General features: G+C 50.5%; 12 protein-coding genes. 10 read left to right on the top strand and 2 right to left on the bottom strand.

Features of this window, described 5'->3' with window-relative positions:
* Nucleotides 1-96 precede the first annotated feature (96 nt).
* The 10 genes from Mal48_RS20545 (at nucleotide 97) to Mal48_RS20500 (ending at nucleotide 15,041) form a co-directional block, all read left to right on the top strand.
* On the top strand, nucleotides 97-1,143 hold the full coding sequence (locus Mal48_RS20545) for a DUF1559 domain-containing protein (protein ID WP_145204194.1): 1,047 nt from the start codon (nucleotides 97-99) through the stop codon (nucleotides 1,141-1,143).
* 52 nt (nucleotides 1,144-1,195) lie between these two features.
* Nucleotides 1,196-5,071 (top strand): PSD1 and planctomycete cytochrome C domain-containing protein, encoded by a 3,876-nt coding sequence (locus Mal48_RS20540; protein WP_145204191.1) that lies wholly within the window; start codon nucleotides 1,196-1,198, stop codon nucleotides 5,069-5,071.
* 63 nt (nucleotides 5,072-5,134) lie between these two features.
* Complete coding sequence (gene tsaE / locus Mal48_RS20535) at nucleotides 5,135-5,611, top strand: tRNA (adenosine(37)-N6)-threonylcarbamoyltransferase complex ATPase subunit type 1 TsaE (RefSeq protein WP_145204188.1); 477 nt, start codon at nucleotides 5,135-5,137, stop codon at nucleotides 5,609-5,611.
* Between the two features lie 111 nt (nucleotides 5,612-5,722).
* Complete coding sequence (locus Mal48_RS20530; RefSeq protein WP_231739748.1) at nucleotides 5,723-7,048, top strand: glucuronate isomerase; 1,326 nt, start codon at nucleotides 5,723-5,725, stop codon at nucleotides 7,046-7,048.
* A 403-nt stretch (nucleotides 7,049-7,451) separates the two neighbouring features.
* Nucleotides 7,452-9,125 carry a SpoIIE family protein phosphatase gene (locus Mal48_RS20525; RefSeq protein ID WP_145204185.1) on the top strand — a complete coding sequence of 558 codons (1,674 nt, stop codon included), beginning with the start codon at nucleotides 7,452-7,454 and terminating at the stop codon, nucleotides 9,123-9,125.
* A 452-nt stretch (nucleotides 9,126-9,577) separates the two neighbouring features.
* Entirely contained in the window at nucleotides 9,578-11,155 is a 1,578-nt protein-coding gene (locus Mal48_RS20520) for an Hsp70 family protein (RefSeq protein WP_145204182.1), read from the top strand.
* 51 nt (nucleotides 11,156-11,206) lie between these two features.
* Nucleotides 11,207-12,250, top strand: coding sequence for a GspE/PulE/PilB domain-containing protein (locus Mal48_RS20515; RefSeq protein WP_145204179.1), 1,044 nt, complete (start codon nucleotides 11,207-11,209; stop codon nucleotides 12,248-12,250).
* 169 nt (nucleotides 12,251-12,419) lie between these two features.
* Nucleotides 12,420-14,102: an ATP-binding protein gene (locus tag Mal48_RS20510; RefSeq protein ID WP_231739746.1), complete on the top strand. Its 1,683-nt coding sequence runs from the start codon at nucleotides 12,420-12,422 to the stop codon at nucleotides 14,100-14,102.
* A 52-nt stretch (nucleotides 14,103-14,154) separates the two neighbouring features.
* Entirely contained in the window at nucleotides 14,155-14,775 is a 621-nt protein-coding gene (locus Mal48_RS20505; RefSeq protein WP_145204173.1) for a phosphopantothenoylcysteine decarboxylase domain-containing protein, read from the top strand.
* Nucleotides 14,775-15,041: a MoaD/ThiS family protein gene (locus Mal48_RS20500; protein ID WP_145204170.1), complete on the top strand. Its 267-nt coding sequence runs from the start codon at nucleotides 14,775-14,777 to the stop codon at nucleotides 15,039-15,041. Before Mal48_RS20505 ends, Mal48_RS20500 begins: the two co-directional genes overlap by 1 nt.
* 97 nt (nucleotides 15,042-15,138) lie before the next feature.
* On the opposite strand, the gene Mal48_RS20495 is transcribed toward Mal48_RS20500, so the two are convergent.
* Both Mal48_RS20495 and Mal48_RS20490 read right to left on the bottom strand, forming a co-directional pair.
* The gene (locus Mal48_RS20495; RefSeq protein WP_145204167.1) at nucleotides 15,139-15,804 is read right to left on the bottom strand and encodes a TIGR00266 family protein; all 666 of its coding nucleotides are present in this window, start codon (nucleotides 15,802-15,804) and stop codon (nucleotides 15,139-15,141) included.
* A gap of 72 nt (nucleotides 15,805-15,876) precedes the next feature.
* A complete protein-coding gene (locus Mal48_RS20490; protein ID WP_145204165.1) occupies nucleotides 15,877-16,563 on the bottom strand; it encodes a TIGR00266 family protein in 687 nt (228 codons plus the stop codon).
* Nucleotides 16,564-16,573: the final 10 nt, after the last annotated feature.

The following is a 16,573-nucleotide window of genomic DNA, read 5'->3' as shown; positions in this document are numbered from 1 at the left end:
CAAGTTCAGGTTTCAGGATCAGTTCTGAATAACTGGAGGAATCTCGTGAGTCTTAGAGTATCTTTGAGAAAAATGTACGCATCCTGTTTCGTGGAGATGAGCGATTCATCACATGAAAAGGATTCTTCGCAGGGGCAGCAATCACTCAATTGTTTGAAGGCCCGTCAAACGAAATCTGGCTTTACTCTGATTGAGCTACTTGTTGTCATCGCGATCATTGCAATTCTGGTCGCGTTATTATTGCCAGCAGTTCAGCAGGCACGCGAAGCGGCGCGACGTTCACAGTGTAAAAACAATTTGAAGCAACTGGGCGTTGCGCTTCACAACTATCACGATACATTCGGTACGCTTCCACCTGGGTACATCACTCGTGGTGTCAGCTCGACTGCGGCTGCCTCGGTAGAAGTCGGGCCGAACTTTGCCTGGGGAGTCATGATTCTTCCTCAGTTGGAGCAGTCCCCTTTGTACAACAGTCTCGACCTGAATCTGGATTCGACTCAGGCGAGCAACCTTGCAACCGCTCAGCAGTCTCTCTCAGTTTTTACGTGCCCATCAGATCCAGGCGCTGAGAAATTCACTGTGAATGATGGTTCGAATGACTATGAGCTTCCGAAAGCGAATTACGTCGGTGTTTATGGATACGGGAGTGTCACGATGTCGCCGGGCCAACCGAATCCAGCTGGAATGTTCTATCGGAACAGCAGCGTTCGCTTTCGCGATGTGACCGATGGGCTCTCGCAGACCATGATGGTGGGCGAGAGAAAAGCTGTTCATCGTTTTCCATCTACAACTTCAGATGTTCTGGCAGATTCCACCTGGTACGCAGCCATCCCCGGTGTGATGCGTCCTGCAGGAATGATGATGATGGCAGACGAAGGGCCAGCGTCCCTCGTGCTTGGACATGTCGGCCAATCGATGGCAATGGGAGGAGGCATGGGCGGCGGCGGAATGGGAGGTGGAATGGTTATGCACCATACGCCGAACACTACCAATCACATTGTGAACTTTTCCTCCAGCCACGTCGGCGGGATTCAGTTTCTAATGGCGGATGGGTCCGTTCACTTTTTGAGTGAAAACATCGACTACAACACATTCCGCTGGCTCGGTCAGAAAAGTGATGGGGAAGTGATCGGCGAATTCTGAGCAGGTGGCTGGCGTTGTGCGGGATTGTCGCGAGACGGATCTCTGCGCTACAATGCAGGATGAGAGTTTTATTGCCCGCCTCCCAAGCCTACGCCTGTTCATGACGTATTCAAATTGCTGCCTTTTGTTCATTTCGTGCCTGCTCGTTTGTCGTCCTGTCTTCTCTGAAGAAACGACATTCGAGCCTGCACAGCTTGAATTCTTTGAAAAGAAAATTCGACCCATTCTGGTAGAGCGTTGTCAGGAATGTCACGGGGCAGAAATTCAAGAGGCGTCGCTGCGCCTGGACTCTCGCGAGTTTGCAATCAAAGGTGGAGACACAGGTCCCGCAGTTGTTCCTGGAAAAGTTAATCAGGGAGAGCTCTTACAAGCACTCAAGTACGACCCGGACGGCTATCAAATGCCGCCGGATGGAAAACTCCCACAAAAAGAAATCGATCTCCTTACAGAATGGGTCAAGCTGGGTGCTCCCTGGCCAGCTGATGAGGTCGTCTCAGCGACTTCGAGTGATGTTTTCAATCTGAAAGAACGGGCAGAGCATTGGTCGTTTCAACCACTCAAACCGGTTGAGCTGCCGAACGTTGACGATTCCAGCTGGACTCGTAACGGGATCGATCACTTTGTTCTCCAGAAGCTTCAATCGCAGCAACTCTCTCCTGCACAGGAAGTGGACCGACGCACCTGGATTCGCCGAGTCTATCTGGATGTCATAGGGCTTCCCCCTTCTATTCAAGAAGTGGAGGATTTTCTAAGCGATGAAAGCGACCGTGCTTTCGAGAAAGTGGTTGATCATCTTCTGGAGTCGCCGCATTTTGGTGAACGTTGGGGGCGGCACTGGCTCGACGTTGTGCGCTATGCGGAATCGCGGGGACATGAATTTGACTTCGATGTCGCCAACGCCTGGCATTATCGTGATTACGTGATCCGGGCACTGAATCGAGATGTCCCGTTTGATCAATTTGTCGTTGAGCACGTTGCCGGAGATTTGCTGACTGCAAAAACGAATTATCAGGTGCGCCAAAATGAACAGACCGGAGCCAATGAATCGATCATTGGAACCGGATTCTGGCTGTTCGGGGAATGGGTTCACTCTCCTGTTGATATCCGCCAGGAGGAAGCTGAACGCTTTGACAATATGATTGATGTTTATTCAAAAGCGTTCCTTGGTTTAACCGTTTCTTGTGCGCGTTGTCATGATCATAAATTCGATCCCATTCGACAGAAAGACTACTACGCATTGCAAGGCTTTCTGCAAAGCTCGTCATATCAGCAGGCGAGGTTCGAGACGATGCTCAAAAACGAACCGCTCTCTGAACGGATCAATCAACTTGATCGAACAGCACGTCAGCAAGTTCAAGGTGTCAAACTGAAACTCGCAAGACCGGTGATTGACCGGTTGGATGACTATCTACTTGCTGCCAGAGTAGTGCTTCAGTCAGAGGTGGGGCAGCCGGAATTCGAAAGCGTCGTCTTTGAAGACTTTGAGTCGGGAACATATGAAAACTGGACCGTCACTGGTCAGGCTTTCGGAAGCACTCCTGTGACACAAGAACAACTCCCTGCGTATCAAGGCAACGTCGGTGCTTCAGGGAAATACTTTGTGAATTCCCACTATAAGCGGCGGGGTGGAAAAGGAGACCGGGCAACAGGAACGCTTACTTCGAAAGAATTTACGGTCCAGCATCGTTTCATTGAGATGCTCATTGGCGGTGGCAATCACCTTGGGAAAACGTGCGTCAATCTTCTGATCGATGGTCAACCTGTTCTCTCAGCGACTGGAAAGAACAGCAACTTGATGAGCCCGGTTCGCTGGGACGTTTCCACGTATCTCGGGCGAATTTCTCAACTTCAAATCGTTGATAACGAACAGGGTGGGTGGGGGAACATCGGTGTCGATCAGATTGTCTTTTCGAGTAATTCAACGCCGACTCTCGCCACGCCAGATCCTACTCACCGATTTGCAAAGACTTCTCCTGCAGTCAGGCAGGCAGCGAGTGAAGCGAAGCTGAATCCATCGATCTTGGCAATGTGGGCGAATGACCTTTCATCAAAAAGAGATGAAAACGACCCTCTCATTCTGTGGTCTCAACTCTGTGTGAGCAAAGAATTCAACTCTGCGAAAGTGAAGCGACAGGCAAACGAGATCGTCGCGAAGAATTCGAAGCTGCCTGGTCCGGATTCGTTCGACAATTTCTTCAGAGCTGAGGAGTTGATTCCGACTGGTCCCGGTTATCGATACGGTTCTAATGGATCGGGAAGTAAACGAATCGAGTGGTATCCATTGTGGAATCGACTGACTGAACCGAAGGGAACTCAGGGAGAGCCAGGAGCGCTGCAAGCCTGGAAGCGAAGTGGACGTCTGCTTCGTACTCCCACATTTGAAATCACCAGTGGGAAAATCTACTCCTTTGTCCGTGGGGAGGTAAACACCTATGCAGCGGTCGATTCTCACATTCTAGTCAGGGGGCCACTTCACAAGAAGCTAACGAAAACTCATCCAGCCAACGAGAACTGGCATTGGATCACCCATGATGTGACCGGCTATGAAGGGCATGGAGCCCATCTGGAGTTTGTTCCTGTTGGAAAGAAAAGCTTTGCTGTTCAGGCGGTGATTCAGGCGGATAGCCTTGAGGACGCGAAGCAATTACTCAAGGGGACGGATCCACTCTCGATGAACATCGCGCAAGAGATTCTTTCTTTGGACGATGTGACGCTTGAGCAACTTGTAAAGATCATTCAAAAACAATTCCAATCCTCGCAGTCGAGACAGGCCTTGGCCGATATCAATCGGCATCCGCAACTGTTTGGTCTCTCTTCAAAAGAGGCAAAAAAAGAGTTGGCAAAAACAGCCAGAGTGAATCAAAAGCAACGGAACGCGATCATCGAGGAGATTGATTTCGTTTCCGCGACAACTCCCGCACTTCTGGATGGGACAGCGGCTGATGAATACGTCTTCATTCGGGGGAATTGGACGAAAAAAGGTGAGACGGTTCCACGCCGATTTCTGGAAGTCTTTCATGGAGAAAGTGTCACGGACTCTGGAAGTGGACGGTTGCAGCTTGCGGAACAAATGGTCGATCCGCAGAGTACACCGATTCTTCCCCGCGTGATTGTAAATCGAATCTGGCATCATTACTTCGGTGTCGGAATCTGTCCGACTCCGAATGACTTTGGGCATCTTGGGCAACGTCCCTCTCACCCGGAATTGCTTGACTGGCTGGCCAATGAGCTTGTTCAGAATCAATGGTCACTCAAAGCGGTTCACCGAAAAATTCTCCTTTCTGCGACGTACCGAATGTCGAGTGCAACCAGTGCAGATCCGCGAATTGTTGACGTTGATCCGAAGAACGTGCTGCTGCATCGTATGAATGTTAAACGGCTCGAAGGAGAAGCGATTCGCGATTCGATTTTGAAGGTTGCAGGCACTTTGGATTCACAAATGTACGGGCCGAGTGTTCCGATTCACCTGACTGCCTTCCTTGAAGGTCGAGGGCGACCCTCAAAATCTGGACCGATTGACGGAAACGGCCGCCGAAGTTTGTATCTGTCGGTCCGGCGTAATTTCCCGGAACCATTCTTTCAGGCGTTTGACTTCCCCAACCCACACTCCTCGACTGGCCGTCGCAATGTTTCTAATGTCCCGGCTCAGGCGCTGGCGTTAATGAACAATCCGTTAGTGGTCGATCAATCACAAAAATGGGCTGCGCGACTCCTGAAAGACAACCCCGATTCATCTCCCGCAGACAAGATAGCAATCCTCTTCCAGCAAGCTTATTCACGACCACCCAACGATGAAGAACTGGCACTTGGAGAAGCGTTTTTAAGTGCCCAGGCAGCGGAACTCAAAACCGACCTCAACGCTGTCCCAGTCTGGACCGACTACTGCCACGTTCTGCTGAATTCAAAAGAGTTTATCTTCGTAAAGTGAAGAAGAAGCGGTAGGGCAAGAGTAATGTTGCTGCGGTTTTAATTAACGAGATGACGTGAGTCGATGAAAAATATGGACGAAATGGTCGTTGACCTTCATTCCCTGGAGGAAACGCAGGCATTTGGAAAGCAGCTTGCATCCGTGCTGCGGTTGGGCGATGTTGTGGCGTTGATTGGGAACCTGGGAGCGGGCAAAACGCACTTGGCGCAGGCAATCGCTGAAGGGTTCGGAATTGATCGGGACGATGTTCATAGCCCGACTTTTGTATTGATTCAGGAGTACGAAGGATCGGTCCCAATCTGTCATATCGATGCATACCGCTTGAACGACATCGATGAGTTTTTGGAGCTCGGGGCTGACGAGTTGCTGGGGGCAGACAATATCTGCCTGATTGAATGGGCAGATCGGGTGGCAGATGTCCTTCCAGGAAAACGAATTCAGCTGGAAATTGAATCGACTGGGGTCACTTCGCGTCGAATCCGGCTGACTTGTCCGCAAGATCGATTCAGCGAGTTCGAGCGGAAGCTTCGCAGATCATGAAAAACGAAGCGATTGACGGTTGAAGTCCCGTTCTCCAGTGACGAAACTGGTTCTTCGTGTGATGGCTGTGCACTCAGTCCTCACAATCTCATAGTATGACCATTTGCAACGATGAATGAATTTGTTGCAGACATCGACAATCCCGATGGAAACACCATGACGACTTCACTTGAAAAAAGACTCTTCGACGAACTGGAACAACTGGTTCTGATCGACCCCCACACACACATCAATCCGCATGAGGCGCCGTCAAAAACGCTCGCGGATATTATGGGCTACCACTACTACACAGAGTTAGCTCATTCTGCCGGGTTGGAGAAATCGCAAATTGAGGAAGATGGGTTAGACCCAAAAACAAAAGTGGGGCGGCTTGTCGAAAAGCTCAGCGACCTCGACAACACGATTCAGGTCAGCTGGCTACTGGAAATGTGTCGAGAGTTTTTCGGATTCACCGACGACCGAATCACCCCGGATAACTGGGAAGGTTTGTACGACACCGCTTTGGCGAAAATGTCGGAAGAGAGTTGGGAACAGCAAGTTCTGGAGAAGAGTAAGCTCGAAAAAGTCTTCTTGACCAACGACTTTGACGACAAACTCGAAGGCTTCGATACGAACATTTATGTTCCTTGCTTGCGAACAGATGATCTTGTTTTTCATTTCCTGAAGAAATCGGTTCGCAACCGTCTGAACGAAGCATCCGGAATCGAAGTGGGTGACTCCTCAACTTTCCGGGCAGCGATCGCCAAGATCTTCTCTCACTTCGTTGAGAAAAATGCCAAGGCCTGCGCGATTTCGATTCCGCCGAACTTTTCTCCTCAGAAGGTCGATGCTGGATCAGCAGCTGCGGTCATCAAGCGAACTGTCAAAGGTCAGCGACTCACATCGACAGAACAGGAAATGCTCTCCTCGTTTGCATTCTGGACACTCGCAGAGCAGTGTGATGAACATGGATTACCGTTCGATTTGATGATTGGCGTCAATCGAAGAGTCTACGAGGGAGGCGTTTACCAAGGGCAGGATCTGTTTGATAAACGTGTTTCGCTGTTGCAATACAAGCAGCTGTTCAATGCGTTTCCAAACGTCACGTTTCCAGTTTCCGTTCTCGGCAGTACCAGCAATCAAGAGCTCGTCAGCTATTCCTGGATCTTCCCGAATGTTGTGACGAACGGCCATTGGTGGTACTCGAATATTCCGACCTATATCGAAGTCGACACGCGCAGCCGACTGGAAGCTGTGCCGCGAAATAAGCAAATCGGTTACTACAGCGACATGTACAAGCTGGAGTTCGCACTTCCGAAGTTTCGAATGTACCGTCGCGTTCTCGCCAAAGTTCTCGCCTCAGATTTTGTGACAGGTCGCGGCTGGACAGAGACACAGGCAATCGATTTCGGAAAACAAGTGTTGAGAGGGAACGTCGAAACAATCTTCAAGGTCTGAGTTTTTTAGAAATTGAAGTACGTCTTCAGCCTCGTGGATGGGTGTGATTTTTCCGCGTGAAAAGCACCCTCCATGGGCAGGAGGATTACAAAAGTATTTCAGAACGCCTTCGACTCTCCATTGTTCCCGAACAATGTTTTGATGTGATGGATCAATTCTCCTCTCGAACGGACTTTGGGAGTCGTGGGGGAGTGTTCATGGGGATGAAAAGCAGGAAGTTTTCAAATTTGACTCGAAGTGTCACTCTTCAGTTCACTGAGGCTCGTTGCACTCGATTCGATGCAGAAATTTAGATTGCAATGTTGAGAGTCGGGATACCCCCATCTGTTCAAAGCTGGTAAAGTCGAAGCTGTTGTCGCAATTATTGGGCGCTCTCACCGTGAGGTGATCGGAGAAATGAACTATGAGTAGACTGGTGCTTCTTCAGGATGGTCAGGCCACGCCGTTTGAGTTGACTCTGAATAAAACGGTGATTGGTCGCCTTCCCGAATGCGATATTCAATTGCCATCGAATATGGTTTCGCGGAAGCACGCCAACGTCATTCGAGATGGGGCGACATTTATTCTTGAAGACCTGGGAAGTGGGAACGGGACATTTCTCAACGGTCAGCGATTAGAAGGGTCACAACAACTCAAGCCGAACGATCGAGTAAAGTTCGGCCCAATGTTGATGCGATTTGACAGCGATTTTGACGAAGATGATTCCGCTTCGTCCGCTGTGATGCAGCATGCCGCTAAAATGGGGGCCATTCAGGTTGACGATTCGGACGACAGTTCTTCAACAATCATGGGGTCGCTCGATAGCTCGACGCTCGGCATCCTCGATTCGCGTCCGCAAGAAAAGTTGAAAGCGGTCTTGGAAATCAGCAGAGCTTTGGCTGGAACATTGGAGGTCGACAGTCTTCTTCCAAAAATTCTGGACGCCTTGTTCACAATTTTTCCTGCCGCTGACCGAGGGTGCATTTTACTCAAAGACCTTGAGACGGGAAAAATGAATTCCCGAGCGATGAAGCATCGCAGAGAAGGCGAAGATGCGACCGTCAAACTGAGTCGAACGATTTTAAACGCTGTACTCGATGAGAAGAAGGCGATCCTCTCGGCCGATGCTGCGAGTGATTCTCGCTTTGACGCAAGTGAGTCGATCTCGGCACTGACGATCCGTTCGATGATGTGTGTCCCCATGCTCGACCTGCAGGGTGAGCCGGTCGGGGCCATCAATATCGACACACAGAACCCAATGATGCAGTTCAAGAACGAAGACCTGGAAATCATGGTCGCCGTCGCTGGGCAAGCAGCGTTGTCTTACGAAAGCGCTCGGCTGCTGCAATCGTTTGTCGATAAGCAGAAGCAAGACAGCGAAATGGACATCGCCAGGAATGTTCAGCAGGCTCTGCTTCCCGAATCGCTGCCGGATTTGCCGGACTATAGCTTCTTCGCATTTTATGAAGCTGCCCAAGCTGTCGGCGGGGATTACTATGATGTTTTCCCAACTCGCGATGGCAAGTACTGGCTGGCATTTGGAGATGTGGCCGGGAAGGGAGTTCCAGCCTCGCTGGTCATGTCGCGAATGTCGAGTGTTGTGCGCAGTACGAGCGAATTCGTGACCGATGCGGGCGAAGCGGCTTGCTCGATCAATGACCACATGTGTGCCAAGGCGGTCGAAGGTCGTTTTGTCACTTTCGTTCTTACCATTCTGGATACCGAAAATCACACAATCTCAGTTGTGAATTCGGGGCATATGTCTCCCATTTTCCGTAAGCCTGATGGCACTGTCGAAGAGTTCGATGACGAATCGATTGGCCTGCCGATCGGAGTCTTGGAAGGGTATCCGTTTGAGACTCGTTCGCGGACTCTCGAGCCGGGGGAGACAGTTGTTTTGTTTACTGATGGAGTGAGCGAAGCGATGAACCACAAAAGCGAACTTTACGGAATGGATCGGTTGAGAGAATTCATAAGCAACAGTTCAGCAGATGTTGAGGAACTCGGAAAAGCGATTCGGGAAGATGTCCGAAAGCATGCTGATGGTCGCCCGCAAAATGATGATATTACTTTAATGGTTTACGGCCGAAACGCTTAGCCGGGTTTTGAAAAACGTATCAGAAGTGGTGATCAATCAGGGAGTGCTGGCAATTCAATCACCGAATGACGAGTGATGATGGGGCAAAAGGAAACAGCAAGGTCAGGAACTGTCACGAAATCAGAGGTTTCCGTTGTTAATGATTTGGAACCAAGGACTTTCCAGGATCTTGCGGCGACAAGTTTTGGCTGACAGGACTGGGAAACTCGCTGGAAACCGACTCGTATCCTTTGCTCAGCGATCTTTCTCGCAACATCTGGGCAGGATTCCGACATGCTCGCTTGAACGATGTCCCGGGCAGCGTAAGAATAAACGCTTAAACAGATCAGCAATCTCAATTCTTCCCGTCCGGGATGAGATCGTCTTTCGCCAATCAGACATGTCACAACGAAACTTCGGCACAGAGTCACCCGTACATATTGCATCGACGAAATTCGACAAAAGGTAAGACTATGGAAATTCAACCAGGCCAAACAGTTGGAATTGATCTCGGAACCACCTATTCAGCAATCGCACAGCTGGATCCAGAAGGAAATCCTCAAGCAGTCGAAAACGCCGACGGGTCAACAATCACACCTTCTGTCGTCATTCTCAGTGAAGAAGGCAAAGTGATCGTCGGACCGACTTACGAGCGGATGTCGATTGAAAATCCTCGAAACATCGTCGAGGCCATCAAACGCCAGATGGGTAACAAAGATTACTTTGTTGTTTATCAGGACAAAAAATTGACTCCTGAGTTTCTCTCAGCGTTGATCATCAAGAAGCTCAAGCAGGATGCAGAGAAATCGATTGGTCCAATCGCCAATGCTGTTATTACTGTTCCTTACTACTTCAATGATGTACGCCGCAAAGCGACGCAGGATGCCGGAAAAATTGCCGGGTTGAACGTCATTGATATCATCAACGAACCGACCGCTGCCACACTGGCCTACGCCTGGCAAAAAGGTCACCTCGGTCGCCCCGACGCCTTCGAGGGCGAACGGACGATTATGGTTTACGACCTGGGTGGAGGAACGTTCGACGTGACTGTCGTTCGCTACACCGCGACGTCATTCAAAGTGCTCGCGACTGACGGAGACGTGATGCTCGGCGGCCTCGACTGGAGTCGACGTGTTGTCGATCACATCGCTGAAGAGTTTCATACGAAGTATGATCTCGATCCGCGTGAAGATCCCGAGACGCTCATGCAACTCACTCAGGAATGTGAGCAGGCCAAACGCGATTTGAGCGAACGGGCACAGATCCCGATCAGTGCGTACTACAAAGGCAAGAACGTTACCATCGCTTTGACTCGCGGAGATTTCGAGCGTCTCACTGGCGACTTAATGCAGCGAACTCGTGACACCACCGAGTTGGTGATGCAACAGGCAGGCGTGGGTAAAGGGGAACTCGATGAGTTGGTCCTTGTTGGTGGTTCAACATACATGCCGGTTGTGGAAACAATGCTGCGTGATGTCACTGGTCTTGAACCGTCCAGAGATGTCAGTCCGGAAGAAGCCGTTTCGCAAGGAGCTGCAATCCACGCTGCTCTCCTCGAAGCACGTGCCACCGGTGGCGATTCTCGTCTTGGTAAAGCGGTCATCAATCGGTTGCGATCGGTCACTGCGACGGATGTGAACTCGCACTCACTGGGGGTTAAAATCAGCGACCCGCAGGATAAGACTCGCAAAATTAATCACATCATGATTCCTAAGAACACTTCGCTGCCAGTCGAAGTGAAGCAACGATTCAAAACGAATAAAGAGAATCAACAGCGGGTTCATGTTTGTATCTTGGAAGGAGACGCTACCGATCCGGATGCCTGCACAACGATTGGCGATTTCCGTATCGTAAACCTCCCGCCTAATTTACCATCGGGTTCACCTGTTGAGATCTCCTACAGCTATGATAAGAATGGTCGATTCTCTGCCACGGCTGTCGAGTTGACCGGAAACACGGCCGCGAAAACTGAAATTGTCCGCGACTCTGGTTTGACGAATGAAAACGTTGACGCATTCCAAACATTGGCTGGCGACTACCAGGTTGAGTAGAGCTGTTGCCGGAATTGTGTATCACTACAGATGAATTGAGAGCAGGCATCGATGGATTTTTATAAGGAATGGTTGGGAATCCCCGAAGGACCGCGCCCACCCGATCACTACGAATTGTTGCGAGTTGCTCGCTTCGAAGATGACGTGGAAAAAATCCGCGCTCATTACAAGAAACTCAATGCGCACGTTCGGAAATATGCAACTGGTCAGTATTCCGTTCAGTCTCAAGACTTGCTGAACGAGATGGCGAAGGCAATGCTTTGCCTGACTGACAGCGTTCGCAAAAGAGAGTACGACGAAGGACTGGGACGCGAGTTCGATGCCGAAGTCGATGAGTTTGGTCGACAACCGCTGTTGGATGTTCTCGTCAGCCAGGATGATCTTTCACGCGAGCAAAAATCAGAAGTGGAAGATTTTGCATCTCGACGGGGACTGACACATCGTGATGCTGTCGTGCAAATGAAGCTCGTCAATTCGACAAAGGCAGCACAGGCACTGGCGGTTCAGTTGGGCTACTCGTATGTCGATTTAGACGACATGCTTCCCGAAGACGATGCACTTGATCTTGTCGCTCGATCGATGGTGAAACGGAATTCGTTCATCCCACTCTTCGTTGATGATGGTCAATTACTTGTCGCCTGTGTCGATGAGATCGAGCACGAAATCGAAGACGATTTACGTTTGCGAGCTGGCGTTCCTGTTCGTCCGGTGATTGTTCCGCCTCGGGCGATTCAGCAGGCGATTGCTAAGTATTATGCACCTGGAATGCGAGACGAAGCCAAGATTTCCTCGGAAAACATGGACGCGGTCCAGCAATCCGGAACCGGTAAGAAGTCTTCCAAGTCCTCAAAGAAATCCTCGGGAGCTCAATCGTTTTCTCAGCTCTCTCCGGAAGAGAAGAAAGAACGCAGGCAGTACGGCATTCTGTTTATTTGTTGGAGTGCCATCATCCCAATGTTGCCGGTGTTTTTACCATTCTTCTCACCAACATTGAAATTGAAACTGGCTTGGTATCCCCCCATGCTGTCGTTTGGATTGGCAGCAGTCTGCTTGACTGCAACAACTTTCTGGGTCACTCAGAAGTACTGGAAATAGGAGTTCCAAAAACCGAAGGGGTGCACATCCCGTGTGCCCCACTCATCATGTGCGTGGCGTATCCTGATTTCAGATTTCGAAGTTACGGTGAGTGTCATTTGCACACCTGTTAACGATAAGACTCTAGACTGAATTTTGGCTCAGTGAGCCTGCAAGGTGAGGTGCTATTGTGCCGGAAGCGACATTACTGGTCATTCAGGGACCGGACCAGGGAAGTCGCATCGACTTGGGTGTTGCACCGCTGAGCGTTGGACGCGGAGTCCACAACGATGCCAGAATTCTCGATACGGAAATGTCCCGTCAGCATGCCGTTTTCTCTTACGAAGAGGATTCCTGGCGAATTGTCGACAAAAATAGTTCCAACGGAACCTTCGTCAACGGAAAGCTGGTGGAGTCGTCCATACTCCAGCAGGGCGACCAAATTCAGTTAGGACGGACTATCCTGCTCTTCTCTTCAGAGCACAAAGAGGAACTTGAAGCAGCCAGCGCGCGTATCAATCTTGTCCCAGATCACGCAGCTGATGATCGTTCACGCATTGTCGGTCAGGCTCGCTCTGAAGGAGTCGGGATCGCCGGTCATTGGGGGCAAGCAGGTGCAAATCTGCAACTGCTGTATCAAATCACCGAAGAGGTCGTCCGTCCAACTGCGTCGCGCGACGAACTGCTGCGTCGCATCTTGGATTTAACATTGGAGTCCGTTGGAGCCGACCGCGGCTGTATGCTTGTCACCGATAGCAAGACCGATCGCATTGAACCGAGCGTTGTTTCTCATCGCCCCGGTGTCAACGTCGATGAGCGAATGCCCATCTCAACGACAGTCGTTGAGTATGTGATTCAAAATGGTCAGGGGGTTCGCACATCCGATGCTCAGCATGACAGCCGCTTCGATGGTGGGCAAAGCATTTTGAAGGCAGGCATCCGCGAAGTGATGTGTGCTCCAATGCATGGGCGATACGAGCTCATGGGCGTGATCTATGTCGATACAACCAACTCGCCATTGCAATTTGAAGATCCTCAGCGGGGACAGTTCAACGATCAGTTGCTCCGTCTGCTTTTAGCAATTGGGCGACAGTCCGCACTCGCAATCGAAAATTTCCGGTATCAGGATTCAATGATCACCGCTGAGAGACTTGCAGCTGTGGGGCAAACTGTGGCCATTATGAGTCACCATATCAAGAATATTTTGCAAGGTGTCCGAGGTGGCGGATACCTGGTCGATATGGGTTTGAAAGATGAAAATAAAGAGTTGATCCAAAAAGGTTGGACGATTGTCGAAAGAAATCAGGAGCGAATTTATAATCTTGTCATGGACATGCTGACCTTCAGTAAGGAGCGTGATCCGAAATTGGAAATGACGTCGATCAAGTCGGTCGTTGAGGATGTCGCTGAGCTCATGCAGCAGCGGCTCGCTGACCGTGGAGTTCAGCTTAAGATCGACATTGATGACGGGATTCCCGAGTCAATGATCGACCCCGAGGGTTTTCATCGGGCGATCTTGAACTTGATCATCAATGCCGTCGATGCATTGGAGGATCAGCCGCAACCACGGATTTCAATCTCCTGCCGATTCTCCCCCTCGGAAGAACTTTATTATCTTGATATTACTGATAACGGAACCGGGATTGATCCCGTTGACCTTCCGAAACTTTTCAGTCTGTTTGAGTCCAGCAAAGGCTCTGCGGGAACTGGGCTGGGACTTTCTGTAAGCCGAAAAGTGCTCCAGGAACATGGAGGCGAAATCACTGTTGAAAGTGAATTGGGGCGTGGAACTCGTTTTCAGTTGCAATGGCCCTATATTCTCGATGATGCTGGAGACAATTCCCCCGAAGCCGAAGAGGGCGAGCAACCATAACTTGATTTATCAAACGGATATTCAACAACTCACCAAACCCAGAGGGAATTCCATGCGCGTACTGGTGACTGCGGGGCCCACACGAGAGTACTTGGACGATGTCCGTTACCTTTCAAATGCCAGCAGCGGGAAGATGGGTTACGCCATCGTTCGTGCCGGGTTGGAGCTTGGCTGGGATATGGTTCTGGTGAGCGGAATTGTAGACCTTCGTCCGCCGTCCGGTTGCGAGTTCCATTCGGTTGTCACGACGGAAGAGATGCGAAACGCTTCGGTTGAGCTGTTTGGAAGTTGTGATGGTGTCATCGCGACCGCAGCTGTGTGCGACTACAAACCGAAGGAGCGAGTCACCGGGAAAATTTCAAAAACAGGTGATCCCGTTCAACTTGAAATGATCGAAACCGATGATGTTCTGGCGGAACTGGGAGCGAAGAAGCAGAAACGCTGGGTCGTTGGGTTTGCATTAGAGGCACAAAATCCTCGGGAAAACGCGCTCCAGAAGTTGCGACGCAAAAATTGTGATCTGATCGTTCTCAATCATCCCAGTGCGATCGGTGCAGATTCGAATTCCGTAGAGCTGATCAATGCAAGTGGGGAGACCGAACAGTCCTGGTCCGGTTCAAAAACAGAGATTTCAAAAGAGTTGATTCAGTGGCTGGCAAAGCGAGTTGTGTAATGCCCCAAATCAAAGTCGAATTCTTTGGTGTCCCCAGACTCAAGGCAAAAGTCCCGTTCACGCATGTCGAAGCAGGGAATGTGACTGAGATGTTGAACGCTTTGGTGCGGGAGGTTCCGGAATTCACTCAAGCGTGCGTCGATGAAGGTCAGCTATCATCGGAGTGTCTGCTTTCAATCAACGGAGTTCAGTTTACAAGAGACGTCTCGACTCCACTTCGCGAGGGAGACGAAGTCCTGATTCTTTCCGCAGACGTAGGCGGTTGAGAAAAAACTGACCTGCGAAATTGCTGTTCTGTCTCTTGGCAGACGATCTATAAAGCCATGAATGGGACTTTCATGGGCTCGACAAGAATTGAAATGTTTAACTCTTCGATTCTACGGCGCGGAAAGGATGGACCCAGTTTGAGAGTGTGCGAGGGCTGCGCGATTGCACCCAGAGGCGACCTTTCCCGGTGAAGTTCATCAAGAGTTGATCCGCAAACAGGAATGAGCGAATCTTCTTCGACCTGGTAATTGAATACTGTAAGCTCGGGTCCCAGGCGACTGCAAAACCGTTATCCACAGTGTAAGAACCGTCGACTTCGATCTCTTCAATATCGCCGTAAGCATTGAAGAAGAGCATTCCGGTTCCCGAAATTCGAAGCGTGAACATCCCCTCTCCCAGAAGTCCCTTCAGTCCCTGGAATTTGGAATCGCAGACAACATCTGGAGTTGATGCTAAAAACGCCCCCGCTTCGAGATAGAGTTCTCCATCCATCTCATGAGCGATGATGTCCCCGGCGGTTCCGGGGGCGAGGCCGATCGAGCCTGCTTCGTTCTCTGCTTCGTAAGTGTTCTGGAAGAAACTTTCACCCGAAAGGACGGCACGTTTCAAACCCGCCATCATCCCGCCTCGGCTGGATGTCGTGGTTTTAATGTTGGAACTCATCCAGGCCATCGCTCCAGCTTCGGAAACGATTTTTTCATTCGGCTCAAGTTGAACTTCCAGTAAGCTGTAACTTGGTTGAGCGAGAATTTCATAGTTCATGATGGAAAGTCTTTCACCTGAATCAGCAGCGACGGGCAGAGACGGAGACCTGAATAGAGACCTGAGCGGAGACTATTTTCGGGGAGGAAGCATGCTTCCGAGCACGCCGCCGAATTCTTTCGGGTTGTGGGATTGCACAAGTATTTGGCCTTTCCCGGAGAAGTTCAGCACGATCCCTTCACCTGAAAAGTACGATTGAATCCAGCTTGAAGCCGCCTTGCGAGGTTCATATGTCAATGAATCTTCAAAGGCGACCACATGACCAGTGTCGACGGTCAATTCTCCATCGATATCGAAAACAGCAATTCTCCCGAAGGCGTTGACGAGCAACTCCCCCTGACCGGAAATCTCCACGAACGAAATCGACTCGCCGCTCAAGAATCCTTTCAGCCCCTGAAACTTCGTGTTGACCTCTAGTCCTGAAGAGGAGCCAAGGTAACTTCCTCCTGTGCAAAGCCAGTTGTTTTGTCCGTCACACTCAACGGCGAGGACATCGCCTTGAAGCGTCGGAGCCAGACCGACTTCTCCCGGTTCATTGTTGTTGCACTTGTATGTCGAGAAGAAGAAGTTCTCGGCAGCCATCAGGCGCTTGAGGCCCCCCATGATGCCCCCTTTTCCTCGCGACTTCGTGGTGACGTTAATGTCGATGTTCTCTGAAGCTCGGAACATTGCTCCCGCTTCAGAGACGAACTCTTCGCCCGGTTCCAGGTGAACCAGCGCTGAGCAAAACGCACCGCGCTCACGCATTTCGATGTTCATGAAGTCTCTC

The sequence above is a fragment of the Thalassoglobus polymorphus genome (genome assembly GCF_007744255.1).
Classification (GTDB): Bacteria; Planctomycetota; Planctomycetia; order Planctomycetales; family Planctomycetaceae; genus Thalassoglobus; species Thalassoglobus polymorphus.
The sequence above is the reverse complement of the archived record's forward strand: the minus strand, read 5'-3'. Positions and strand labels throughout refer to the sequence as shown.

Bases quoted from the DNA above. Each gene is read 5' to 3' on its own strand.
- Mal48_RS20495 (WP_145204167.1), bottom strand. From the start codon at position 15,804: ATGAACTATGAAATTCTCGCTCAACCAAGTTACAGCTTACTGGAAGTT.
- Mal48_RS20520 (WP_145204182.1), top strand. From the start codon at position 9,578: ATGGAAATTCAACCAGGCCAAACAGTTGGAATTGATCTCGGAACCACC.
- tsaE (WP_145204188.1), top strand. From the start codon at position 5,135: ATGAAAAATATGGACGAAATGGTCGTTGACCTTCATTCCCTGGAGGAA.
- Mal48_RS20490 (WP_145204165.1), bottom strand. From the start codon at position 16,563: ATGAACATCGAAATGCGTGAGCGCGGTGCGTTTTGCTCAGCGCTGGTT.
- Mal48_RS20540 (WP_145204191.1), top strand. From the start codon at position 1,196: ATGCAGGATGAGAGTTTTATTGCCCGCCTCCCAAGCCTACGCCTGTTC.
- Mal48_RS20515 (WP_145204179.1), top strand. From the start codon at position 11,207: ATGGATTTTTATAAGGAATGGTTGGGAATCCCCGAAGGACCGCGCCCA.
- Mal48_RS20525 (WP_145204185.1), top strand. From the start codon at position 7,452: ATGAGTAGACTGGTGCTTCTTCAGGATGGTCAGGCCACGCCGTTTGAG.
- Mal48_RS20545 (WP_145204194.1), top strand. From the start codon at position 97: ATGAGCGATTCATCACATGAAAAGGATTCTTCGCAGGGGCAGCAATCA.
- Mal48_RS20500 (WP_145204170.1), top strand. From the start codon at position 14,775: ATGCCCCAAATCAAAGTCGAATTCTTTGGTGTCCCCAGACTCAAGGCA.
- Mal48_RS20505 (WP_145204173.1), top strand. From the start codon at position 14,155: ATGCGCGTACTGGTGACTGCGGGGCCCACACGAGAGTACTTGGACGAT.
- Mal48_RS20530 (WP_231739748.1), top strand. From the start codon at position 5,723: ATGAATGAATTTGTTGCAGACATCGACAATCCCGATGGAAACACCATG.